The sequence below is a fragment of the Neobacillus sp. WH10 genome (genome assembly GCF_030123405.1).
Taxonomy (GTDB): Bacteria; Bacillota; Bacilli; order Bacillales; family Cytobacillaceae; genus Neobacillus.
Map to the genome: position 1 here is coordinate 501780 of NZ_CP126110.1, position 25439 is coordinate 527218.

22 protein-coding genes, 1 rRNA gene and 1 riboswitch are annotated in these 25439 nt (G+C 41.4%); of the genes, 21 read left to right on the top strand and 2 right to left on the bottom strand.

Annotated elements, in window-relative coordinates; all coding sequences use genetic code 11:
* The first annotated feature begins 61 nt into the window (after positions 1-61).
* Positions 62-177 (top strand): 5S ribosomal RNA (rrf, locus tag QNH20_RS02480).
* Between the two features lie 53 nt (positions 178-230).
* Here rrf and QNH20_RS02485 read toward each other — a convergent pair.
* Positions 231-1481 carry a TolB family protein gene (locus QNH20_RS02485; protein WP_283921354.1) on the bottom strand — a complete coding sequence of 417 codons (1251 nt, stop codon included), beginning with the start codon at positions 1479-1481 and terminating at the stop codon, positions 231-233.
* A gap of 219 nt (positions 1482-1700) precedes the next feature.
* Here QNH20_RS02485 and QNH20_RS02490 point away from each other — a divergent pair, with 219 nt between their 5' ends.
* From QNH20_RS02490 to purD, 13 genes are all read left to right on the top strand, one after another.
* Positions 1701-1898, top strand: a complete 198-nt coding sequence (locus QNH20_RS02490; RefSeq protein ID WP_283923331.1) for an NETI motif-containing protein — start codon at positions 1701-1703, stop codon at positions 1896-1898.
* Positions 1899-1988: 90 nt separating this feature from the next.
* Positions 1989-2090: riboswitch (purine riboswitch) on the top strand.
* Between the two features lie 129 nt (positions 2091-2219).
* Complete coding sequence (gene purE / locus QNH20_RS02495) at positions 2220-2708, top strand: 5-(carboxyamino)imidazole ribonucleotide mutase (RefSeq protein ID WP_283921355.1); 489 nt, start codon at positions 2220-2222, stop codon at positions 2706-2708.
* A complete protein-coding gene (gene purK / locus QNH20_RS02500; protein WP_283923332.1) occupies positions 2701-3849 on the top strand; it encodes a 5-(carboxyamino)imidazole ribonucleotide synthase in 1149 nt (382 codons plus the stop codon). Before purE ends, purK begins: the two co-directional genes overlap by 8 nt.
* A gap of 3 nt (positions 3850-3852) precedes the next feature.
* The gene (gene purB, locus QNH20_RS02505; protein ID WP_283921356.1) at positions 3853-5151 is read left to right on the top strand and encodes an adenylosuccinate lyase; all 1299 of its coding nucleotides are present in this window, start codon (positions 3853-3855) and stop codon (positions 5149-5151) included.
* Between the two features lie 269 nt (positions 5152-5420).
* Positions 5421-6134 (top strand): phosphoribosylaminoimidazolesuccinocarboxamide synthase, encoded by a 714-nt coding sequence (purC, locus tag QNH20_RS02510; protein WP_283921357.1) that lies wholly within the window; start codon positions 5421-5423, stop codon positions 6132-6134.
* Complete coding sequence (purS, locus tag QNH20_RS02515) at positions 6127-6381, top strand: phosphoribosylformylglycinamidine synthase subunit PurS (protein ID WP_283921358.1); 255 nt, start codon at positions 6127-6129, stop codon at positions 6379-6381. Before purC ends, purS begins: the two co-directional genes overlap by 8 nt.
* Positions 6378-7061 carry a phosphoribosylformylglycinamidine synthase subunit PurQ gene (gene purQ / locus QNH20_RS02520; protein WP_283921359.1) on the top strand — a complete coding sequence of 228 codons (684 nt, stop codon included), beginning with the start codon at positions 6378-6380 and terminating at the stop codon, positions 7059-7061. The genes purS and purQ overlap by 4 nt, the downstream gene beginning before the upstream one ends.
* A complete protein-coding gene (gene purL, locus QNH20_RS02525) occupies positions 7045-9270 on the top strand; it encodes a phosphoribosylformylglycinamidine synthase subunit PurL (protein WP_283921360.1) in 2226 nt (741 codons plus the stop codon). The genes purQ and purL overlap by 17 nt, the downstream gene beginning before the upstream one ends.
* Entirely contained in the window at positions 9246-10652 is a 1407-nt protein-coding gene (purF, locus tag QNH20_RS02530; RefSeq protein ID WP_283921361.1) for an amidophosphoribosyltransferase, read from the top strand. The genes purL and purF overlap by 25 nt, the downstream gene beginning before the upstream one ends.
* A 5-nt stretch (positions 10653-10657) precedes the next feature.
* Positions 10658-11692, top strand: a complete 1035-nt coding sequence (gene purM, locus QNH20_RS02535; RefSeq protein ID WP_283921362.1) for a phosphoribosylformylglycinamidine cyclo-ligase — start codon at positions 10658-10660, stop codon at positions 11690-11692.
* The gene (purN, locus tag QNH20_RS02540; RefSeq protein WP_283921363.1) at positions 11689-12291 is read left to right on the top strand and encodes a phosphoribosylglycinamide formyltransferase; all 603 of its coding nucleotides are present in this window, start codon (positions 11689-11691) and stop codon (positions 12289-12291) included. Before purM ends, purN begins: the two co-directional genes overlap by 4 nt.
* On the top strand, positions 12266-13804 hold the full coding sequence (gene purH, locus QNH20_RS02545; protein ID WP_283921364.1) for a bifunctional phosphoribosylaminoimidazolecarboxamide formyltransferase/IMP cyclohydrolase: 1539 nt from the start codon (positions 12266-12268) through the stop codon (positions 13802-13804). Before purN ends, purH begins: the two co-directional genes overlap by 26 nt.
* A gap of 14 nt (positions 13805-13818) precedes the next feature.
* Positions 13819-15084 carry a phosphoribosylamine--glycine ligase gene (purD, locus tag QNH20_RS02550; protein ID WP_283921365.1) on the top strand — a complete coding sequence of 422 codons (1266 nt, stop codon included), beginning with the start codon at positions 13819-13821 and terminating at the stop codon, positions 15082-15084.
* A gap of 196 nt (positions 15085-15280) precedes the next feature.
* On the opposite strand, the gene QNH20_RS02555 is transcribed toward purD, so the two are convergent.
* The gene (locus tag QNH20_RS02555) at positions 15281-15586 is read right to left on the bottom strand and encodes a YgaP family membrane protein (RefSeq protein ID WP_283921366.1); all 306 of its coding nucleotides are present in this window, start codon (positions 15584-15586) and stop codon (positions 15281-15283) included.
* Positions 15587-15750: 164 nt separating this feature from the next.
* On the opposite strand from QNH20_RS02555, the gene QNH20_RS02560 reads away from it, so the two are divergent.
* The 7 genes from QNH20_RS02560 (at position 15751) to QNH20_RS02590 (ending at position 25428) form a co-directional block, all read left to right on the top strand.
* On the top strand, positions 15751-17496 hold the full coding sequence (locus QNH20_RS02560) for an adenine deaminase C-terminal domain-containing protein (RefSeq protein ID WP_283921367.1): 1746 nt from the start codon (positions 15751-15753) through the stop codon (positions 17494-17496).
* A 71-nt stretch (positions 17497-17567) separates the two neighbouring features.
* Positions 17568-18614: a DUF3048 domain-containing protein gene (locus QNH20_RS02565; protein WP_283921368.1), complete on the top strand. Its 1047-nt coding sequence runs from the start codon at positions 17568-17570 to the stop codon at positions 18612-18614.
* 30 nt (positions 18615-18644) lie between these two features.
* A complete protein-coding gene (locus QNH20_RS02570; RefSeq protein WP_283921369.1) occupies positions 18645-18959 on the top strand; it encodes a YerC/YecD family TrpR-related protein in 315 nt (104 codons plus the stop codon).
* A 200-nt stretch (positions 18960-19159) separates the two neighbouring features.
* Complete coding sequence (gene pcrB, locus QNH20_RS02575; RefSeq protein ID WP_283921370.1) at positions 19160-19843, top strand: heptaprenylglyceryl phosphate synthase; 684 nt, start codon at positions 19160-19162, stop codon at positions 19841-19843.
* Between the two features lie 71 nt (positions 19844-19914).
* The gene (gene pcrA / locus QNH20_RS02580; protein ID WP_283921371.1) at positions 19915-22176 is read left to right on the top strand and encodes a DNA helicase PcrA; all 2262 of its coding nucleotides are present in this window, start codon (positions 19915-19917) and stop codon (positions 22174-22176) included.
* Between the two features lie 71 nt (positions 22177-22247).
* A complete protein-coding gene (gene ligA / locus QNH20_RS02585; RefSeq protein ID WP_283921372.1) occupies positions 22248-24254 on the top strand; it encodes an NAD-dependent DNA ligase LigA in 2007 nt (668 codons plus the stop codon).
* Between the two features lie 13 nt (positions 24255-24267).
* Positions 24268-25428 (top strand): CamS family sex pheromone protein, encoded by a 1161-nt coding sequence (locus tag QNH20_RS02590; RefSeq protein WP_283921373.1) that lies wholly within the window; start codon positions 24268-24270, stop codon positions 25426-25428.
* The last annotated feature ends 11 nt before the right edge of the window (positions 25429-25439 follow it).

Sequence of the window (25439 nt, forward strand, 5' to 3'; positions counted from 1 at the left end):
TTTTACAACACTTCTTCTGCATTATCTAGTTTTGAGGGAATGAAACCTCAAGCAAAAATAGTCTGGCAATAATGGCGAGAAGGTCACACCCGTTCCCATACCGAACACGGAAGTTAAGCTTCTCAGCGCCGATGGTAGTTGGGACTTTGTCCCTGTGAGAGTAGGACGTTGCCAGGCAAATGAAAGACAACCTGAATTAGGTTGTCTTTTTGTGTTCTTTAAAGGTAATTTCAAGATGATTGGTCTTTATATAAACTAAAAACCTCCTCCCAATTCCATTTTTCATAGTACCAGCTTGGTAATGTGAAGTCTTTAATCCATTGCTTTTCCACCTTAGTATGAATAGGTGACACGAAAATATTGGCTTTCTCACGATCTGTTCTAATCCAAATTAGCTGATTACGATAATTTTGCGGAACAAAATCGCCTTCATTTTTTGCAGGGAAGGTAACTTGCTTTTGCTTATTCGTAATTTTAAATATACTTGGCAGCGGTCGTTCATTGACTTCAACCAATTCACTTTCTATAGAACGTGAAACGTATAGTTTATGATTATTTTTCCAAATAAAATCTCGATCAGCGTAATCCTGGGGAGTTAATAGTTTTTTGTGAAAGGATGGTATATGTACCGTCATTAATTGTTTATTTTTCATAGCTTCTCTGCCAAACCCCTTTATGTAACCGAGAATATTCTTGGTTGGGGCCCATTGAAACCATTCCTCATCATTTAGCATTTCATCCATCCTTTGAAAAACCTGTCCATTCTGAGAAAGTATACATAGAGTATTACTGTCTGCAGACATCGATGCCGTTGGAATTAATAAAAAGCTGATCCACATACTGTCGTGGGACCATTTAAACTGGCTGGTGCTTACATAGTATTCATTTTCCCCAACAGGTATGGTATACATTTGCTTTGTTACAGGCTTTTTCTGGCTTGTTTCAAAAGATAGTTTTGATAAGTGGATATCAGTGTGAAGTCTCTGGCTTTTCTTAGTGGAAATAAATAGGTCTCTCCCATTCGGGAACCATGAAAAGTTTTCAACTTTGGCTGCGAGTTGATTAACAAGAAATAGATTTGATGGTTCAGTATTAACAACAAATAAATCGGTCTTAACGAGAAAAGCAAGTTTATTTTGTTGAGAGGACCATTGGAAATTATTGTTTACATTGGGTTTGATTATAACGTGTTTGTTCATTCTAATATTGTATACCCATAGTTCACCATTATTGAGGTAGTTTCCAATTTCTCTTTTTCCTTTTAGGTAGGCAATCCAGTTCCCGTCATGAGACCACTTTGGATATCTTATGAATTCACCATTGGTAAGCATTTTTTCTTCTTTTCCAATTTTCATCCACAAATTATCGTTACGAATAAATGCTGCTTTTTGAGAGTCAATGGGGATATCTGCGTAAGCAGTGAATGGGATTAAAACAATACTTGCCAGAAGAAAAAAAGGAAGAAATACTTTTTTTAGCAAAAAATCGCTCCTTTAACTTTAAAGAATGTATATGTATATTTATTTTGTACAATTGATTAAAAATCATCAGGAATTAATAAGCATTTGTGATAAAGTGTAGGAAGCATAATATAAAAGAAGCGCTCTTGTGTTGAAACAAGTTTAATAATGGATACGATTATCCTGATGTTTAATTTTGAATATGTTTTTGAAATCAGTGAAAAGAGGGAAATTATTTTTATGGGCAAAAAGAAACTGCAATTTGAAGTGCAGGAAAATGAAAGTATTGAGGACTGCTTAAATAGAATGAAACAGCAAGGTTATGTTCCTGTCCGCAGAACAGAGAAGCCAATTTTTCAAGAAGTAAAAAAAGGTAATGAAACGATTTATGAGCCAATCGGTCGCCAAATCGTCTTTGAAGCGAAATTAATCGACTAAAACACGAACATTATAGTGCTGTTTTAAAATAATGTTCGATATATTTGTTGACATCTAAATGGCTGAATTGGTATGATTAAGCTAGTTGATTAAACCAATTATCTTTACCCTCGTATATCCATGGGAATATGGCCCATAAGTTTCTACCCAATAACCGTAAATTATTGGACTATGAGGGAAAGTCAATATGTTCGGCACAATAAGGGGCGAAGGCTTCCTGTTTGTTGACCTTAATTATGTATGCCCGGACAAATGGCTTTCTCTTGATTGAGATGCTATTTGTTTCGGGTATTTTATTTGGTTAAAAAAGGAGGATTAAGGATGGGAAATCTTGTCGGAGTCATCATGGGGAGCAAGTCAGACTGGGAAACGATGAAACATGCTTGTACAGTTCTCAATCAGTTCGAAATCGCCTATGAAAAAAAGGTTGTTTCTGCCCATCGTACACCTGATTTAATGTTTTCATATGCAAAAGAAGCTAGAGAAAGAGGCTTAAAGGTTATTATTGCTGGAGCGGGCGGTGCTGCACATCTTCCCGGGATGGTCGCAGCAAAAACGACGTTGCCGGTAATCGGTGTTCCTGTTCAATCACAAGCATTAAATGGATTAGACTCCTTGCTATCGATTGTGCAAATGCCAGGCGGTGTTCCGGTTGCAACGGTTACGATTGGTAAAGCTGGTGCGGTGAATGCAGGACTACTCGCTGCTCAAATATTAGCAACGGAAGACACTGCACTCGCAGATAAATTAGAAGCTAGAAGAGAAACTATTAAACTAGAGGTACTAGAAAGTAGTGATCAACTTGCATAACAAAACGATTTTACCTGGAGCGACCATTGGCATTATCGGCGGCGGGCAGCTCGGCAGAATGATGGCATTATCTGCTAAAGCACAGGGCTTTCGAATCGCTGTTTTAGAGCCGGCAGCAGACTCTCCATGCGGACAAGTGGCTGACTTTGAAATTATCGGCGCATACAATGACCGCGAAGTAATCAGCAGATTAGCTGAGGTGAGCGATGTAATTACTTATGAATTTGAGAATATCGATGCCGATACATTAGGATGGCTTTGTGAAAAGGCATATGTTCCACAGGGGAAAAACCTTTTAACGATAACGCAAGACCGAATCAGTGAAAAAGCAGCCATCCAGCAAGCTGGAGTAGAGGTAGCTCGTTATGAGGTCATTAACAGTATAGAAGAGCTATTTTTAAAAATAGAATTGATTGGCTATCCAGCTGTATTGAAAACAGCAAGAGGCGGCTATGATGGCAAAGGACAGCTTGTGATTAAATCTAAGCAGGATTTATCTAAAGCAAATCCGCTTCTTAAGCATGGCAGCTGCGTGTTAGAAAAATGGATTCCTTTCGAAAAAGAAATTTCCGTCATTGTTACGCGAAAGCTAGATGGGGAAACGGCTTTTTTTCCAGTAGCGGAAAACATTCATGAAGAAAATATTTTGCATACAACGATTGTTCCGGCCCGTATCTCTGAAGAATTGGGGGAAATGGCCATTCAAAGGGCGAAGCAGATTGCTGATTCGCTTGGATTGGTAGGGACTCTCGCTGTAGAGATGTTTGTGACAAGCGATGGCACGATTTATATAAATGAATTGGCTCCGAGACCGCATAATTCAGGTCACTATTCAATCGAGGCCTGTGGGACGTCACAGTTCGAACAGCATATCCGTGCTATCTGTAATTGGCCATTAGGAAGCACGGAGCTATTAAAACCAGCAGTTATGGTCAATCTATTAGGAGAGCATCTTGACGGCCTGTTTAAGGAAATCCCGACTATGACAGGCTGGAAGGTTCATTTATACGGCAAAAAGGAGCCAAAATTGAAAAGGAAGATGGGGCATGTTACCATTTTGAAGGATAACGTAGATGAGGCTCTTAGGGAAATTGGTGAAAGCAGCATCTGGTGTTCAGCAAAAGAAATGATCGGAGGATAAAACATGATTGATCGTTACACAAGACCTGAAATGGGAGCTATCTGGACAGAGGAGAACCGCTTTAATGCCTGGCTTGAGGTGGAAATCCTTGCATGTGAAGCATGGGCAGAATTAGGGGAAATCCCGAAAGAAGATGTTAAGAAGCTTCGTGAAAATGCTTCGTTTAATATTGATCGTATTAAAGAAATTGAAGAAGAAACAAGACACGATGTGGTTGCTTTTACCCGTGCGGTTTCAGAAACATTAGGTGAAGAGCGGAAGTGGGTTCATTATGGACTAACTTCAACGGATGTTGTGGACACGGCACTTTCCTATGTGTTGAAGCAAGCTAATGCCATATTATTAAAAGACTTGGAAAACTTTATTGAGATTTTAAGAAATAAAGCAATTGAACACAAAATGACTGTGATGATGGGACGAACTCACGGGGTACATGCGGAACCAACTACTTTTGGCTTAAAGCTTGCACTCTGGTATGAAGAAATGAAACGCAACTTGGAGCGTCTTAAGCAAGCGGCACAGGGGGTAGAGTTTGGAAAAATTTCCGGTGCTGTTGGAACCTATGCAAATATTAATCCATTTGTTGAACAGTATGTTTGTGAAAAATTAGGTCTTGGCCAGGCGCCAATCTCGACGCAAACACTGCAGCGGGACCGCCATGCTCACTACATGTCAGCTATTGCTTTGATTGCTACTTCGATTGAAAAATTTGCGGTAGAGGTTCGTGGACTGCAAAAGAGTGAAACACGTGAAGTAGAAGAGTTTTTTGCAAAAGGACAAAAAGGGTCATCAGCAATGCCGCATAAACGGAATCCAATTGGCTCAGAAAATATGACTGGCATGGCCCGCGTGATTCGCGGTTATATGATGACGGCTTATGAGAATGTTCCGTTATGGCATGAACGTGATATCTCACATTCATCAGCGGAACGCATCATTTTACCAGATGCGACAATTGCTTTGAATTATATGCTAAATCGCTTTGCTAACATTATTAAAAATTTGACTGTTTATCCGGAGAATATGAAGCGCAACATGGAGCGCACCTTAGGGCTAATCTATTCGCAGCGTGTTCTTCTGGCATTAATTGATAAAGGCTTGTCGCGCGAAGAAGCTTACGATACGGTGCAGCCAAAAACGATGGAGGCGTGGGAAAAACAAGTACCATTCCGTGGACTGATTGAAGCGGAAGGAAAAATTACCGCATTGCTTTCTCCTGAGGAAATAGCGGATTGTTTTGACTATCACTATCATCTGCAGCATGTAGATACCATTTTTGATCGATTAGGGTTGAACGGGTAAGGTGCTTAGTGACCGAAACTCAAGGACAATTGAGGATTCGGTCACAAAAAGCAGGTAATTGTAACCATGAGCTAGGAAAAAGAGGGTTTACGGTCACAAAAAACAATAATTGTGACCGTAAACAGAAAAAAGGTGAGCAGACGGTCACAATAAAGGTTCTTAGTGATTGAAATTAGATAAAAAAACAGAAGTGAGGCTACAGTTAGATGACTACGTGCCCCTTCTTTATTAGAAAGATTCCCAATATTGAAAATAAGGAGTGATTCACCATGAAAGAACTGCTTTATGAAGGAAAAGCTAAGCGAATTTACAAAACAGATGAAGAAAATGTTGTATTAGTTGAATACAAAGATTCAGCCACCGCTTTTAACGGAGAAAAGAAAGCAGAAATCACTGGTAAAGGCCGACTCAATAACGAGATTACTAGTTTGTTATTTTTAAAGCTAAAAGAACAAGGAATTGAATCACACTTTATCAAAAGAGTTTCCGAAACGGAGCAGCTGGTGAAGAAAGTAACCATCATTCCGCTAGAAGTAGTGGTTCGTAACGTGGCCGCTGGCAGTTTTTCAAAAAGATTGGGAATCGAAGAAGGGGCGCCGCTTTCAGCACCAATAGTTGAGTTTTATTTGAAAGATGATGCACTGGGTGACCCGCTGGTAACAGTGGATCATATCCTTGAACTAAAAGCGGCGACAGCCGAAGAGATTAGTATTTTACGAGAAAAAGCGCTGGAAGTAGATGCGGTTTTATCGAGCTTTTTTGCAGAACTAGGCATAAACTTAATCGATTTTAAACTTGAGTTTGGCAAAGACGTACAGGGACAAATTTTATTAGCTGATGAAATTTCTCCTGATACATGCCGCTTATGGGATCAAAAAACAAATGAAAAGCTGGATAAAGATGTATTCCGCCGTGATTTAGGAAGTTTAACAGATGCATATGAAACGATTTTAATAAGACTTGGAGGTCATCAGCATGTTTAAAGTCAAAGTATACGTTACATTGAGAGAAAGTGTATTAGATCCACAAGGCAAGGCTGTAACTCATTCATTAAATTCGTTAAATTATCAAGAAGTAACCGATGTCCGCATCGGCAAATATATGGAACTCACGATTGAAAAATCAGATCGCGACCTTGATGAAGTCGTAAACGAGATTTGTACGAAACTGTTAGCCAATCCAGTTATTGAAGATTACCGCTATGAGGTAGAGGAGTGTGTCGCCCAGTGAAATTTGCGGTTATTGTTTTTCCGGGCTCGAACTGTGATGTCGATATGTTTCATGCGATTCAAGATGAACTTGGCGAGGAAGTCGAATATGTGTGGCACGATACTGAAAGCTTGGCTGAATATGACGGGATTCTCCTGCCAGGCGGTTTTTCTTATGGCGACTATCTAAGGTCGGGAGCGATTGCCCGTTTTAGCAACGTAATGAAAGAAGTTGTAAAAGCAGCCGAAGCTGGCAAGCCAATTCTTGGGGTATGCAATGGATTCCAAATCCTTCTTGAAGCAGGCTTACTGCCAGGTGCAATGAGACGGAATGAAAGTCTATCATTTATTTGCAAACCAGTTGAACTAAAAGTAGAAACCAACAGAACGATATTTACTGCTGAATACGAACAAGGCCAAACCATTACGATTCCGGTCGCCCATGGTGAAGGAAATTACTATTGTGATGAGCAAACGCTCGCTCAATTAAAGGAAAATAACCAAATCGTGTTTACCTATCAGCAAAATCCGAACGGAAGTCTTGCTGATATCGCGGGTATCACAAATGAAAAAGGAAATGTTCTTGGAATGATGCCGCACCCGGAAAGAGCGGTAGATGAATTGCTCGGCGGTGCCGACGGACTAAAATTGTTTCAATCGATTGTGAAGACATGGAGGGAAGCAAATGTTGTTAACGCTTGAACCAAATCCAGAACAAATCAAAGAACAGAAACTATATCAGCAAATGGGTTTGTCAGATGAAGAATTCACAATGATTGAATCGATTCTCGGCCGTACACCGAATTATACTGAAACAGGCCTTTTCTCGGTAATGTGGTCGGAGCACTGCAGTTATAAAAACTCGAAGCCGGTTCTAAAAAGATTCCCAACCTCTGGTGAAAGAGTTCTTCAAGGTCCCGGCGAAGGTGCCGGAATTGTCGATATCGGCGACGGTCAGGCGGTTGTGTTTAAAATTGAAAGCCATAACCACCCATCCGCAATTGAACCATACCAAGGCGCTGCCACCGGCGTCGGCGGAATAATCCGTGATGTATTTTCGATGGGCGCACGTCCAATTGCCATGCTAAACTCGCTTCGCTTTGGCGAACTGGATACAGCCAGAGTGCGCTATTTATTTAAAGAAGTAGTCGCAGGTATTGCCGGCTACGGCAACTGCATCGGGATTCCTACAGTCGGCGGTGAGGTGCAGTTTGACCCGTCCTATGATGGAAATCCTCTCGTCAATGCGATGTGTGTCGGTCTGATAAATCATGAAGATATTAAAAAAGGTCAGGCTCACGGTCTTGGCAATACCGTAATGTATGTAGGTGCAAAGACTGGCCGTGACGGAATTCACGGTGCAACATTTGCTTCTGAAGAATTAACCGAGCAGTCCGATGAAAATCGCCCAGCGGTTCAAGTCGGCGACCCATTCATGGAAAAGCTGTTGTTAGAAGCATGCTTGGAGCTTATCCATTCGGATGCTCTTGTTGGGATTCAGGATATGGGTGCCGCGGGACTCGCCAGCTCTTCTTCAGAAATGGCCAGCAAAGCCGGGATGGGCATCGAGATGAATTTAGACCTTGTTCCGCAACGCGAAACCGGAATGACTGCTTATGAAATGATGCTGTCTGAATCACAGGAACGGATGCTCATTGTCGTGAAAAAAGGCAGAGAACAAGAGATCAAGGATCTTTTTTCAAAATATGATTTAGAAGCTGTTGCAATTGGAAAGGTAACGGACGATAAACAATTCCGCCTGTTCCATAAAGGGGAAGTGGTTGCTGACCTGCCAGTCGATGCATTGGCTGAGGATGCACCGGTTTATCACAAACCATCCAAAGAACCAGCCTACTTTGCTGAATTCCAAGCGATGGAAAATGAAGTACCAAAGGTCAATGACCTCAAGGATACATTATTAAAATTGTTAAGCCAGCCTACCATTGCCAGCAAGGAATGGGTTTATGAGCAATATGATTACATGGTGCGCACCAACACAGTTGTATCACCAGGTTCAGATGCTGCTGTAACCCGTATTAGAGGGACCCGTAAAGCACTAGCGATGACCACGGATTGTAATTCCCGTTATGTGTATTTGGATCCAGAAACCGGTGGAAAAATTGCTGTCGCAGAAGCTGCCCGTAACATTGTATGTTCTGGTGCAGAACCATTAGCAATTACCGATAACTTGAATTTTGGGAATCCTGAAAAGCCAGAGGTATTCTGGCAAATTGAAAAATCAGCCGATGGAATCAGTGAAGCCTGCCGTGTCCTTGAAACACCTGTTATCGGCGGAAACGTATCATTATATAACGAAACAAGCGGTACAGCGATTTACCCCACACCTGTTATTGGAATGGTTGGACTTATAACAGACCTAGACCATATTACAACTCAGCATTTTAAAACAAGCGGCGACCTTATTTATTTAGTCGGGGAAACGAAACCGGAATTTGGCGGCAGTGAGCTGCAAAAATTGTTGAACGGAAAAATTTCCGGAAAAGCACCAGAATTAAATATTGAAATGGAAAAAGAAAGACAACGCCAGGTTCTAGCTGCGATTCGTGCTGGATTGATTCAATCTGCACACGACTTGTCAGAAGGCGGTTTAGCTGTTGCCCTTTCAGAATGTCTTTTTGCAGGTGAAGGGCTTGGGGCTGATGTGAATATAACAGGAGATTCAATTTCTGCATTATTCAGTGAAACACAATCACGTTTTCTTTTATCAGTAAAAAAAGAACATCAAGCAGAGTTTGAAAGTTTAGTAGACGCGAGTCTTATCGGTGAAGTGAATGAATCGGCTGCATTGCGAGTTCTAAATGGAACTGTTCCTGTTCTTGAGTCTTCAGTTGATGAATTAAAAGCTGCCTGGAAAGGGGCGATCCCATGCTTGCTGAAATCAAGGGATTAAACGAAGAATGCGGCATCTTTGGTGTCTTTGGACATCAGGATGCCGCCCAATTAACCTATTACGGGCTTCACAGCCTGCAGCACCGCGGCCAGGAGGGTACCGGCATCGTTGTCTCTGATGGTAAAACCCTTAAAGGGGCCAAGGGTGAAGGGCTCGTGGCAGAAATTTTTACAGAAGAAGCGATGTCCCAATTAACAGGGTCTGCAGCAATCGGTCATGTCCGCTATGCTACAGCAGGGGGCGGCGGCTATGAAAATGTCCAGCCCCTGCTGTTCCATTCGCAAAATGGCAGCCTTGCCCTTGCCCATAATGGCAACCTTGTGAATGCCAATTACTTAAAACATCAGCTTGAAGCACAGGGAAGTATTTTTCAAACAAGTTCAGACACTGAGGTATTAGCCCATCTAATTAGAAGAAGCGGTTTTCTCCAAATGAAGGAACAGGTGAAAAATGCGCTGTCCATGTTAAAGGGGGCTTATGCCTATTTAATTATGACGGAAACAGAATTAATGGTAGCTCTTGACCCTCACGGTCTAAGACCGCTTTCGCTTGGCTGCCTTGGAGATGCTTATGTGGTGGCATCGGAAACATGTGCTTTTGATGTAATCGGTGCTGAATATATCCGCGACATTATGCCAGGCGAACTGTTAATTATTAACGAAAATGGACTTATGTCAGAGCGATTTGCGATGAGCTCAACAAAAGCGATCTGCATGATGGAGTATGTCTATTTTTCAAGACCAGATAGTAATATTCAAGGTGTCAATGTCCATACTGCCCGCAAAAAATTAGGAAAAAGGCTGGCAATTGAGGCGCCAATTGATGCGGATGTTGTGACAGGAGTGCCAGATTCCAGTATTTCAGCGGCGATCGGCTATGCAGAAGCGACGGGGATACCGTATGAAATGGGATTAATCAAAAACAAATATGTCGGCAGAACCTTTATCCAGCCTTCCCAGTCACTCAGGGAGCAGGGAGTAAAAATGAAGCTGTCTCCGGTTCGCGGTGTTGTGGAAGGGAAACGGGTTATTATGGTCGACGACTCAATCGTTCGTGGCACGACAAGTAGAAGAATTGTTACCATGCTGAAAGATGCCGGAGCGACAGAGGTACACGTGGTGATTAGTTCCCCTCCGATAAAAAATCCGTGCTTCTATGGAATTGATACGTCATCAAAAGAAGAATTGATTGCTTCTGATAAGTCGGTCGAGGAAATTCGCCAGCTGATTGGAGCAGACTCTTTAACATTTTTAAGTGAGGCTGGCTTGGTAAAGGCACTTGACCCAGAAGGCATAAATGGTTTTTGCCTCGGCTGCTTTAACGGAAATTATCCTACAGAAATCTATCCAGATACACTACAGTATTATTATCAAAAGGGGTGACGGTCTTGGCAAATGCGTATACACAAGCGGGAGTAAATATCGAAGCAGGCTATGAAGCCGTTGAGCGGATGAAAAAACATGTACAGCGGACAGCCAGGACTGGGGCGATTGGAAGTCTCGGCGGCTTTGGAGGCATGTTTGATCTATCTACACTTGGCTTAAAGGAGCCGGTACTGGTGTCAGGCACCGATGGCGTTGGCACGAAACTGATGATTGCGTTTATGATGGACCGTCACGATACGATTGGAATCGATGCGGTAGCGATGTGTGTCAATGATATCGTTGTCCAAGGAGCAGAACCGCTTTACTTTTTAGATTATATTGCATGCGGCAAAGCAATTCCTGAAAAAATTGAGGCGATTGTCAAAGGAATTGCTGACGGCTGTGAGCAGGCAGGCTGTGCCTTAATTGGTGGTGAAACAGCGGAAATGCCAGGTCTTTATCGTGAAGAGGAATACGATCTTGCTGGGTTTTCGGTAGGCGCTTGTGAAAAGAAGAGATTGATAACAGGGGAAACAATTAAGCCGGGGGATGTCCTGATTGGCCTTGCTTCAAGCGGGATCCATAGCAATGGCTACTCACTCGTTAGAAAAGTGTTTAACAACTGGTCGTTAATCGAGTTTGTCGATGAACTTGGGTGTACATTAGGAGAAGAATTATTAAAACCAACTAAAATTTACGTAAAATCAATTTTGGCGGCATTGAAAAAATTCCAACTCAAAGGGATGGCCCACATTACTGGCGGCGGTTTTATTGAAAATATCCCGCGGATGCTGCCGGCTGGACTTGGTGCAGAGCTGAACGAAAAAAGCTGGCAAATTCCGTCTATATTTAAATTGATCTCTGAGGTTGGTCAAATTGAGTATCAAGAGATGTACAATATTTTTAACATGGGAATTGGTATGGTCATCGCTGTTGACCAAAAAGATGCGGCTGATATAATGGCGCATTTCAAAGATTTTGGTGAAACGGCTTATGAAATCGGAGTCGTTTCAGAGCAAGAAGGAATTCAGATTCAAAGATTTGGTGGCCGCCGATGAAAAAGATAGCAGTGTTTGCCTCAGGCAGCGGCAGTAATTTTCAGGCTATCGTCGATGTGATTCAAGCTGGTATGCTGCCTGCAGAAATTTCCCTTTTAGTTTGCGATCAGCCGGGAGCTTTTGCCATTGAAAGAGCAAAAGCAAATGAAGTTCCTTGTTTTATTTTTAAAGCAAAAGATTTTCCCAGTAAGGCGGATTATGAAAAAGAGATAGCTGCGCTGCTGCAGGATTTGAATGTAGACCTTATTGTACTAGCCGGCTATATGCGTCTGATTGGGTCAACATTACTAAAAGTATATGAAGGACGAATTGTGAATATCCATCCATCAATGCTTCCAGAATTTCCAGGAAAAGACGCTATTGGTCAAGCACTTGCCGCGAAAGCAAAATGGACTGGTGTGACCATCCACTTTGTTGATGAAGGCATGGATACAGGACCAATTATTGTCCAAGAGCGAATCCGGATAGCAGAAAATGAAACAAGAGAAAGCTTACAAAAGAAAATTCAAACGATTGAACATAAGTTATATCCTTCAATTCTACACATGCTTTTAACACAAGGAGAGGTTACAAATGAAGAAAAAGCGCGCACTTATTAGTGTTTCTGACAAAGGCGGGGTTAGTGAATTTGCAAGCGAGCTAGTCAGTCTAGGCTTTGAAATTATCTCAACCGGCGGCACGAAAAAAATGCTTCAAGAACAAGGGATACCTGTTCTTAGTGTTAGTGATGTAACTGGCTTTCCCGAAATTTTAGAGGGACGTGTTAAAACGTTAAATCCGTATATTCATGGAGGATTGCTGGCGAAACAGGATGATGCAGACCATCAAAAGCAGCTCATGGAACATGGAATTGAACCCATCCAGCTTGTTTGCGTTAATCTCTATCCTTTCCAGCAAACGATTGAAAAATCGGATGTAACCATTGCTGATGCGATTGAGAATATTGATATTGGCGGACCAACCATGCTCCGTGCTTCAGCGAAAAATCATCAATATGTTACGGTTGTAGTCGATCCAGCTGATTATCCGACTGTGATTGCAGAATTAAAAGCTGATGGTGAAACGAAGCTTGAAACAAGAAGAAAACTGGCTGCCAAGGTGTTCCGTCACACAGCAGCATATGATGCCTTAATTGCTGAGTACATGACAGAGCTCGCTCAGGAAGAAACACCAGAAAAATTAACTGTTACGTATGAATTAAAGCAAACATTACGTTACGGGGAAAATCCGCATCAACAAGCAGCATTTTATAAAAAACCACTTGGTTCTCTTGTTTCGATTGCTTATGCCAAACAGCTTCATGGCAAAGAACTTTCCTATAACAATATCAATGATGCCGATGCGGCACTACAAATAGTGAAGGAATTTTCGGAACCTGCTGCCGTGGCGGTGAAGCATATGAACCCATGCGGTGTCGGGACAGGTAAAACAGTGTTTGATGCTTTTACTAAGGCATTTGCGGCAGACCCAGTTTCTATATTTGGCGGCATTATTGCCTTTAATCGTGAAGTGGATGCGGAAACAGCATCTAAGCTTCATGAAATTTTCTTAGAAATTATTATCGCACCGTCTTTCTCAGATGAAGCGTTAGCCATTTTAAAAGGTAAAAAGAATCTTCGCCTGCTAACGATTTCGTTTGACGAAACGAAAAAGGCTGAAAGGAAAATGACGACGATTGAAGGCGGATTGCTTGTGCAAGATCAAGACCGCTATTCACTTGAGGACGGAGAGATTACCATTCCGACGAAGAGACAGCCGACAGATGCTGAATGGGAAGCGTTGAAACTGGGCTGGAAAGTCGTGAAGCATGTAAAATCGAATGCTATTGTTGTTTCAAGTGAAGACATGACTTTAGGAATTGGCGCTGGACAAATGAACCGCGTAGGTTCGGCTGAAATTGCCTTAAAGCAGGCAGGTGAAAAAGCAGAAGGTGCGGCACTTGCCTCCGATGCCTTCTTTCCAATGAATGATACCGTCGAGGCGGCGGCAAAAGCAGGAATCACGGCAATCATTCAACCAGGCGGGTCGATTCGTGATACGGATTCAATCCAAAAAGCAGATGAATACGGAATTGCCATGGTGTTTACAGGCGTAAGACACTTTAAACATTAAACGAGGTGTGATGGATGAAGGTACTAATCATTGGCCGAGGCGGGCGAGAGCATGCAATCTGTCAGAAGGTAAGCGGGAGCAAGCTGGTTGAAAAAGTATTTGCAGCCCCTGGAAACGCTGGAATGACAGATGTGGCGGAACTGGTTTCGATTGAGGAATCTCAGCATGAACGACTAATTCAATTTGCTAAAGAACAAGAAGTGGCTTTAACAATTATCGGGCCTGAGGTCCCTCTCCTTGCAGGGCTTTCTGACAAATTTGAAGCGGCTGGTTTGCCTGTGTTTGGCCCGCGAAAAGCTGCAGCTGAGATTGAAGGAAGTAAATCATTTGCGAAAGAATTGATGAAAAAATACCAGATTCCAACGGCAGATTATGCTGTTTTTACCTCATTTGAAGCTGCTCGTCAATATGTGGAGGAAAAAGGTGCACCTATTGTAATTAAGGCAGATGGGTTAGCCGCGGGGAAAGGTGTTATAGTTGCTTTAACAAAAGATGAAGCGGTGGCAAGTCTTGAGGAAATGCTTGTTGATGAAAAGTTTGGAGCAGCTTCTTCCCGCGTCGTCATTGAGGAGTTTTTAAGCGGTGAGGAATTTTCGTTAATGGCTTTTGTGAATGGGGAAGTGGTCGTGCCGCTGGAAATTGCACAAGATCATAAGCGAGCATTTGATGGCGACCAAGGGCCAAATACCGGTGGAATGGGAGCTTATTCACCGGTACCACAGATTGGTACAGAAACCGTTCAGGAAGCGGTTCGTACTGTACTGATTCCTGCTGCAAAAGCGATGGTGCAAGAAGGCCGTAGTTTTTGTGGAATATTATATGCAGGCTTGATAAAAACAGCAGACGGACCTAAGGTAATCGAATTTAATGCCCGCTTTGGCGACCCGGAAACACAAGTGATTTTACCAAGGTTAAAATCAGATTTAGTTTCAGTGATTTTAGAGTTGTTGGATGGAAAAAGCCCGGAACTCGTATGGGATGCGCAGCCGATGGTCGGTGTTGTTGTGGCAGCGAAAGGGTACCCAGAGGCTTATGAAAAAGGTGCTGTGCTGACAGGGCTAGCTGATTTTAATGATGAAGTAGTTACCTTTCATGCAGGAACATGCAAAAATGAATTAGGTGAGTTTGTCACTGCTGGCGGCAGGGTGCTACTCGTTGGAGCAAAGGCTGAAACCCTGGGGGAAGCACAAGAAAAAGTGTATCGTGAGTTAGGGAAATTAACATGTAATAACGTTTTTTATCGAAAAGATATAGGGACAAAAGCAATTCAACACGTCTAACGATAAAAGGCTGACCATTTAATGGTCGGCCCCTTTACTTTTAATGTGGTGAAATCATTGTTTTTTTTAGATATGAACAAAGTTTAAGGTATTATGAACAAATTTTATAGTTATATGAACAAAATATGGAACGAAATAAACAAAGTTGAAGCTGATATGAACAAATTTCAAATTATATGAACAAATTGAACATATTTTAAGAAGGATTGTAAGGTACAACCGAATCTCCATCCATGTTTGTCATACCTTCCATTCCATCCAAGGAATCCGGTGTCTGGTTATACTCTTGAATCATCTCCTGGCATCTTTCACATAATGCAGTTACTGGGCAATAGCGGACAATTCCCTCAGCTACCTTCATTGCCCCGCACAAGGCAACAAACAAATAGGAATCCCTCCACGGCTTTTTGACTAGCTTTGATGTGCTCCAAGCAAGAATCGTCAATCCAAAGGTAATGCGTATCAATGCGTTTAAAATCCCGATATTTGGTTTAATATTCAAATTGTTCACTCCTTCACAAAATTTTTACAATATTTATCAATTCTTTACTGCTTTAAATAGTAAAATATGATACTATAGTATCTAAAGAAATTTTTGTAAGGGCTTTCTTTATTGTTAAATCAACTTCTTATTATATAGATAGTTTTTAAAGGGAGGGACATGGTATGCTGGAACAACGCTACCGCTGGAAAAATAGACACTTACGCATGCATGTATCCGTTTTGGATGGGAAAACATCTCCAACCATTTTGTTGAAGAATGCATTGTATTTAAATCAGACATTTCGCCAATGGATGAGAGCTAATATTTGGATTTATGAAGATCGGATTGTTTATGTTGGCGAGAGCCTACCACCAAATATGGAGACATGTGAAATTATTGATTGCACAAATGAGATTCTTGTCCCAGGATACATCGAACCTCATGCACATCCATTTCAATTATATAATCCCCTAACATTAGCTGCCTATGCATCTCAATTTGGAACGACTACACTAATTAATGACAATATGGCATTGATTTTACATTTGAAAAAAAGGGAAGCGTTTTCGTTAATAAGGGATCTTTGTTCGATTCCAACAACGATGTTTTGGTGGAGTCGATTTGATTCACAAACGGAAATATTGAATGAAGAAGAAATTTTTTCGCATAGTAATGTTAAATCGTGGCTTGAGCATGATGCGGTTCTGCAGGGGGGAGAGTTAACAGGGTGGCCAAAACTGCTTAATGGCGATGATATGATGCTTCATTGGATCCAAGAAGCAAAACGGATGCGCAAGCAAATCGAAGGACATTTTCCCGGTGCTTCGGAAAAGACCTTAGCGAAAATGATGCTTTTAGGTGCCGATTGTGACCATGAAGCGATGACAGGTGAAGAAGTCTATAATCGTCTAATGCAAGGCTATATGGTGTCATTACGATATTCTTCGATTCGCCCTGATTTACCGCAGATTTTGGACGATATGAAGCGATTAGGCATCGAGGCATATGATAGATTACTATTTAATACGGATGGTTCATCTTCAACTTTTTATGAGCAAGGAATGAACGATCAAATGATTCGGATTGCTATTGAAAAAGGCGTCCCTGTCATTGATGCCTATAATATGGCCACCGTAAATATAGCTAGGTATTACAACATTGACCATTTACATGGTAATATTGCCACTGGCCGCGTTGCTAATATTAACTTTTTATCAAGTATTGAAAATCCAACACCGGTTTCCGTTTTGGCAAAGGGAAAATGGGTAAAGCGGAACGGAGTGAAAGTGGACGATGCATATACGTTGGTTAACTGGAATCAATATGGGCTAACACCAATGAAACTGGATTGGGATTTAGCCTTGGATGATTTACAATTTTCGATGCCATTTGGGATTAAGATGGAAAACTCGGTTATCACAAAACCATATTCGATTTCCATTGATGCGTCGGAAGATGAATTATCATCAGACCATGATGAATGCTTTTTTACATTGATTGATCGAAACGGAAAATGGCGAATCAATACGTTATTAAAGGGATTCGCAACATCCTTGCCGGCGTTAGCCAGTTCCTATTCCAATACAGGAGATATTATTTTAATCGGAAAAAACAAACGTGATATTCTCCATGCTTTTAATAGAATGAAAGAATTAGGCGGGGGCATTGTCATGGTGGAGAATGCCGAAGTCGTATGTGAAGTACCGCTAACATTAAACGGAATAATGTCAGACCTCCCTATCGAAAAATTAATCGAGCAGGAAAAAAGACTATTAGCAGAGTTGGAAGAGCGGGGCTATAAATTTTCAGATCCTATTTATAGTCTTGCCTTCTTCTCTGCCACACATTTGCCATACATTCGTATAACACAGCGTGGAATGTACGATGTTATGAATAAAACAGTACTCTTTCCGTCAATAATGCGTTAAACTGTAGATAAGTAAAGAGGTAAAGCGTGAAAGTGTTTCTCAGCTTGGAGATGAATTGGGGTGTTTATTAAATGAAAAAATGGACGGTTATCTTGGCGGCTTTCCTTTTGCTGCTATCTGGATGCAGCGCTAAAGAAACGGTAAAACAACCGGATAAAGAAAAAGTAGTTGATAAGGGAGAGAAAAATGTAGAGGAAGAGAAAGAAAACCCATATTTCTTCCCATTAACAGGTATTGGCTCGGAAGCCAAAACGGATGGAAGAGCAATTGCTGTAATGGTTAATAATGATCCAAAAGCAAGACCGCAATCTGGTTTGCATAAAGCTGATATCGTCTATGAGCTTCTAGCCGAAGGTGATGTTACCCGTTTTATGGCCGTTTTTCAAAGTGAAAAGCCAGACAATATTGGTCCAGTAAGGAGTTCAAGAGCTTATTATATTGAACTTGCAAAAGGACTGGATGCCTTTTATGTTGCCCACGGTTACAGTGAGGAAGCAAGAAAATTGCTTGAAAGCAATTATGTCGATAATATAAATGGAATGGTCTATGATGGCACTTTATTTAAAAGGTCTAGTTCGCGAAAAGCACCTCATAACTCTTATATCACGTATGAAAATGTTCTAAAAGGCGCTGCGAAAAAAAAGTATTCCATGGTAAAAAGCCCTCCAAGCTTTACATTTATGTCGAATGAAGAAAGCAAAAATATAACAGGATCTGATGCCAAATCGGTGATGATATCTTATTCGAGAAATGCCCTATCAAATGCTGTTTACGAGTATGATGAAACACTTGGCAAATATAAGCGATTTTCAGGTGGAGAGCAAACCATTGATTTAGACTCAAAGGAACAGATTTTGCTAGATAATATTTTTATCATCGAAACGGCTCATCAAGTAGTCGATGAAGTAGCGCATAAGAAAATTGACTTAAAGTCAGGTGGAAAAGGTTATTTATTGCAAAAGGGTAAGGCGGGCGAAGTAGAGTGGGCGAACAAGAACGGCAGAATTGTTCCGATGAAAAATGGAAAAGAAGTTCCTTTCGTACAAGGAAAAACATGGGTAAATGTTGTACCAACAAACCCTGGACTGCAAACGAGTGTTTCGTTTAATGTAAAATAGGGATTTTAATCAATTGAAGGGGTAAGATATATGCAAATAAATAAATTACGAGGAAAAGAACTCGATCAATTATTTCAAGCTGTTCTTTCACTTAAGGATATGGAAGAATGCTATCGCTTTTTTGATGATTTATGTACCATCAATGAAATTCAATCGTTAGCACAGCGTCTGGACGTAGCAAGAATGCTTCGTGAAGGCAACACGTATCATAAAATCGAAACAGAAACAGGAGCAAGCACGGCGACCATTTCACGTGTTAAACGCTGTTTAAACTTTGGAAACGATACGTATGAAATGGTACTTGAACGCATTAAAGATGAAAATAGCTCAGCTTCAAAAGAATAAGAAAAGCGGAAGCGCCTTGCCATGCATACGACGAGACGAGTCAATAGGCGCTGCAGCTAGACAATAATTAAACCGAAGAGACGCTCTTCGGTTTTTTTAGCTGGATATGATTTCTATATTTAGATTCATTGTTTTATTTTTTTATCTTTTCCTCAAATGATATAATGGTGAAATGGACTATGTGTGGGAGGATTCTTTCAATGTATGATTTTCGCAAGTGGCGGCATGTGTTTAAACTCGATCCTAATAAAGTAATATCAGACAATCAATTAGAAAAAATCTGCGAATCAGGGACAGATGCAGTAATCGTAGGAGGAACGGACGGGGTGACACTTGAAAACGTCCTCGACTTAATGGCAAGAATTCGTCGGTATACAGTTCCTTGTGTCCTTGAAGTCTCAAGCATTGAGACCGTTTCACCTGGATTTGATCTGTATTTTATTCCAACGATTTTAAATAGCAGTGATACAAAGTGGATCACAGGGCTGCACCATCAGGCAGTAAAGGAATATGGTGAGATCATGGATTGGGAAGAATTCGCGATGGAAGGTTATTGTATCTTAAACGAGGATTGCAAGGCTGCACAGCTGACGAACGCCAATGCAATATTAACAAACGACGATGTAAAGGCATATGCAATGATGGCTGAAAAAATGTTTCAGCTGCCGATTTTTTATTTAGAGTATAGCGGTAAATATGGAGATCCTCTATTAGTAGCGGACGTAAAAAAAATGCTTCAAAAAACAACTCTTTTTTATGGCGGCGGAATAACTACCATAGAACAGGCTACAGAGATGGCAAGGCATGCAGATGTAATTGTCGTCGGAAATGCCATATATGAAGATTTTGATCAAGCACTAGAAACCGTAAAAACGGTTAAATAGAATTTGCTTCAGAAAGAAAAGAACGATAAAATTAAAATAAGAACATATGTTTGTGTATGGTGGTGGAAGAATTGCAATTTTTAACAGATAAGCTTTTAAACGGACTGAACCCGGAGCAGCAAAGTGCTGTAAAAGCGACAGACGGTCCGCTTCTATTGATGGCGGGCGCCGGAAGTGGAAAAACAAGAGTATTAACGCATCGAATTGCGTATTTAATCGTTGAAAAACGAGTAAACCCTTATAACATTTTAGCGATCACATTTACAAATAAGGCAGCAAGAGAGATGAAGGAACGTATCGGAAAAATGATGGGCGGGGCAGCTGAAGAAATTTGGATTTCCACTTTTCACTCGATGTGTGTACGGATTTTACGCCGGGATATCGATCGGATGGGGTTTAACCGGAATTTTACGATTCTAGATACGACCGATCAGCAATCGGTGATCAAGGGCATCCTAAAAGACAAAAATCTCGACCCGAAAAAGTTTGACCCACGGGCGATTTTAGGCTCCATCAGCTCAGCTAAAAACGAACTCGTCGATCCGGAAGAATATTCGAAAACTGCCGGTGGTTATTTTGAACAGACCGTAAGTGATGTATACACAGAATATCAAAAGCGGTTACGGAAGAATCAAGCACTTGATTTCGATGATTTAATCATGATGACGATTCAGTTGTTCGGGCGGGTACCGGAAGTACTTGAATATTATCAGCGTAAGTTTCAATATATTCACGTCGATGAGTATCAGGATACGAACAGAGCGCAGTATATGCTGGTAAAATTGCTCGCCAATCGTTTCCAAAATCTTTGTGTTGTCGGGGACTCTGATCAGTCGATTTACAGGTGGCGCGGTGCGGACATCGCCAATATTCTTTCGTTCGAAAAAGACTACCCGAACGCAACTGTTATTCTCCTTGAGCAGAACTATCGGTCAACCAAAAGAATTCTGCTTGCAGCCAATAAAGTCATCGAAAACAACTTAACCCGTAAGGCAAAGAATCTTTGGACGGAAAATCCTGAAGGAAATAAACTAGTATACTACCGTGCTGACAGTGAGCAGGGAGAAGCACAATTCGTTGCTGGGAAAATTAAAGAATTAACTCGAGATGGTAAAAAACTTTCAGACATTGCGATTCTTTATCGTACAAATGCACAATCACGTGTTATGGAGGAAGTTTTACTTAAATCGAATATTGAATACTCGATCGTCGGCGGTATTAAGTTCTATGATAGAAAAGAAATCAAGGATATGCTAGCCTATTTGCGGTTAATTTCTAATCCAGACGATGATATTAGCTTGCAGAGAGTGATAAATGTACCAAAACGCGGGATTGGCTCAAGCTCGGTTGATAAAATGGCTAATTTTGCTGCGATGCATGATATCTCTTTATTTAAAGCGTTAGACTCGGTTGAATTAATCGGCCTAAGCCCGAAAATTACAAAAGCAACACGTGAATTCCACAATTTAATTCGCAACTATACGAATATGCAAGAGTTCCTTTCCGTAACAGAATTAGTTGAGGAAATTCTGGAAAAGACAGGTTATCGGGAGATGCTTAAAGCGGAAAAATCACTTGAAGCGCAAAGCCGTTTAGAAAACCTTGAAGAATTTTTATCCGTAACGAAGAATTTTGAAGATACCAATGAAGATAAAAGCCTTGTTGCCTTTTTAACAGATTTAGCGCTAGTGGCGGATATTGATTCGCTCGATGACGAAGGGGAAAAAGCAGATTCCATCACGCTAATGACATTACACTCGGCAAAAGGATTAGAATTTCCGGTTGTTTTCTTGATTGGTTTGGAAGAAGGCGTCTTCCCGCACAGCCGCTCCCTTACGGAAGAAGCAGAGATGGAGGAAGAACGCCGCCTAGCCTATGTAGGGATTACAAGAGCGGAGCAAAGCTTATTTATCACAAATGCGCAAATGAGAACCTTGTTTGGGAGAACCAATATGAACCCGGCATCAAGGTTTATCGCTGAAATACCGGAAGACTTAATCGAAGGTGTAGAACCGGAGAAACGGATGAATACACCGTTTGGCTCTAGTGGGAGAGCTTTTGGTTCAACAGGAAGCTCTTTTGGTTCGTCAAGAAGCTCTTTCGGAACTCCAGCTTCACCAAGAAAACCGGTCATGCGGCCAGTTTCAGCTGCTTCCAGCGGTGAGGTAATCGGCTGGAAGGTTGGCGATAAAGCGCAACACGGTAAATGGGGAATTGGAACAGTCGTAAGTGTAAAAGGCCAAGGAGAAGGAACTGAGCTGGATATTGCCTTTCCGAGCCCTGTTGGCATCAAACGCCTATTGGCGAAATTTGCCCCAATTAAGAAGGCGTAACGAACCCGTTAATACGGGAACAATTGCGCTTATTTTAAGCGCGGGAATTACCTAATGAAAGGGCTGGATATATGGACTTTCAACTGGCTGAACAAAAAATTATTGAAATCAGGAGCCTATTAAATCAATATGGCTATGAATATTATGTGTTAGATCAACCAACTGTTCCGGATGCAGAATATGACAAGCTCATGCAGGAGCTTTTGGAACTTGAGGAAAAGTTTCCGGAGCTAAAAACGCCTGATTCTCCTTCTGTCCGTGTTGGCGGGGCAGTGCTTGACTTGTTTGAAAAGGTCGTACATCGTACACCAATGTTAAGTTTGGGCAATGCTTTTAACGAACAAGATTTAAGGGAGTTTGACCGCCGGGTTCGTCAGGCAGTAGGCGATGACTTTTCCTATGTTTGTGAGTTGAAAATTGACGGCCTTGCAGTTTCATTAAGATATGAAGATGGTTTATTTGTTCAAGGGGCGACCCGAGGGGACGGAACCATCGGTGAAGATATTACCGCCAATTTAAAAACCATTAAATCTATCCCGCTTCGCTTACGGGAAAATGTTTCTTTAGAGGTCCGCGGTGAGGCCTATATGCCAAAACGCTCTTTTGAAGTATTAAATCAGGCAAGAGAAGAGCGCGGCGAAGAGCTGTTTGCCAACCCAAGAAATGCAGCTGCCGGATCATTAAGACAGCTAGATCCGAAAATTGCTGCATCGAGAAGGCTAGATGTCTTTTTATACGGGATTGGCAATACAGGAGCAAGTGGAGTCATCTCCCATAGTGAAGGCCTTGATTACTTGGATCATCTCAGCTTTAAAACAAATAAAGAGCGGAGAAAATGCGCTTCGATTGACGATGTCATCTCGTATGTGAATAGCTGGGTGGAAAAACGTCCGCATCTTCCATATGAGATTGATGGAATAGTTATCAAAGTCGATTCATTAGAGCAGCAGGCGGAACTTGGCACAACGGCAAAAAGCCCGCGCTGGGCAATTGCATACAAATTTCCGGCTGAGGAAGTAGTCACGACTCTGTTGGATATCGAATTAAGCGTCGGAAGAACAGGCGTGGTTACACCAACAGCGCTGCTTGAGCCTGTAAAGGTTGCAGGAACAACCGTACAGCGGGCATCCTTGCACAACGAAGATTTAATCCGTGAAAAGGATATTAAAATTGGTGATAAAGTTGTGGTTAAAAAGGCAGGGGATATCATTCCGGAAGTGGTCAATGTTTTGGCGGATCAGCGGACAGGAGATGAAGTGGATTTCCACATGCCAACACATTGTCCTGAATGTGAAAGCGAGCTTGTCCGTCTCGAAGGTGAAGTAGCATTAAGATGCATTAATCCAAAATGTCCTGCCCAAATTCGCGAAGGTTTGATTCACTTTGTCTCGCGCGATGCCATGAACATTGATGGTCTTGGAGAAAAGGTAATCAGTCAGCTTTTTACTGAAAAATTAATCAGCGATGTAGCTGATATTTATAAGCTTACCCGTGAACAGCTTTTAGCCCTTGAAAGAATGGGCGAAAAATCCGTTTCCAATCTTTTAAAGGCGATTGAAGCTTCAAAAGGTAATTCCCTTGAGAAACTGTTATTTGGCCTTGGAATTCGCCATGTTGGGGCAAAAGCGGCAAAAACGCTGGCTCAACAATTTTCTTCCATGGAAAAACTTGCTGAAGCTTCGAAAGAGGATTTAATCGCGGTTAATGAAATCGGTGATAAAATGGCAGATTCCATCGTTGCCTTTTTTGAACAAGAGGAAGCGAAGGAGCTCATTAAAGAACTAGTCACTGCCGGAGTAAATATGGAATATAAAGGAGCAAAGCCTGTTTCCGCTGCAGAATCCGATTCTATTTTTGCGGGAAAAACGGTTGTTCTTACTGGAAAGCTCGAGCAACTTTCGCGAAATGAAGCGAAGGAAAAAATCGAAGCGCTTGGCGGCAATGTTGCCGGTAGCGTTAGCAAAAAAACACATCTTGTCATTGCAGGAGAAGATGCAGGTTCCAAGTTAACGAAGGCACAAGAACTGGGTATTGAAGTGTGGGACGAAGAGAAGCTTTTAGTAGAATTAAATAAATAAGAGGTGTATTGACGTGAGAAAATTCTCATTGCTCGCTCTCTCCCTTGTTTTTTTGTTGAGTGCCTGTGCACCAAACTTCCAAAAGCAAAATGAAGCTGTCCAAACAAAGGAGAAAGCAAAAGGGAAGACGATTATTCCTAATTATAATATATCGGACAAGTATTACCGGACCATTCTGCCGTTTAAACCAGGAGAGGCACGCGGTTTGGTCGTCAATAATATTAATACAAGATATGACTTAAATGAGTTTGAAATGGGTCTAATGAGAATTGCCCAGAAAAGCTTTGATACTGAAAAATATTTTTTTCAAGAAGGTCAGAAAATTGAAGCAAAGACCATTAAGCAGTGGCTAAACCGCCAGTATACGGATGAGCAGCTTAAGGAAAAAAATATCAAGCCGGAGGATAATATTGGTTTAAACCCTGTTGATACTAGTGCACAAGGCAGTGAACCAACAAGTCCAATCTATTTAGCTCATATTTTAGAGCATGACTATCTAACTAAAGATGATAAGGGGAATGTTACGCTCTCTGGCGTTACGATTGGTCTTGCCTTAAACTCAGTCTATTACTATAAATTAACACCAGATGGGGACACTTTCGAGAAAAAGATTGATTTTGCTGAAATGGAAAAGGAAGGCAAGAAACTGGCTGAAGAAGTGGTGAAACGAGCCAGAAATATAAAAACTTTGAAAGATGTACCGATAACAATTGCTTTATTTGAACAAGAAAGCAAATCTTCTGTGACACCAGGCAGATTTTTTGCCTATTCCACGGTTGATCAAGGGAGCTCAAAATTAAATGATTGGGAAAAAGTAAATGAAAAATACTATTTATTCCCGTCAACCGATGCTCAAAATGATCACCGCGATGATACAATTGCGTTCTTAAACTTTAAGCAGGACGTAGAACAATATTTTCCAAACTTTAATGGTGTCATTGGCAAAGCTTTTTACGTTGAGGATCAGCTTCAGGAATTAAACATCACCATTCCAATCCAATTCTATGGAAAAACAGAGGGAATTGGTTTTGCCCAATATGTAGCAGGCTTAGTGATGCAACATTTTCCTAAGTATCTTTCTGTTTCGGTAAGTGTTACTTCTGTTGACGGCCCTGAAGCACTGATTGTTCGAAAGGCAAATGCAGACGAACCATTCGTTCATATTTATCAATAAGATCCGGCTGT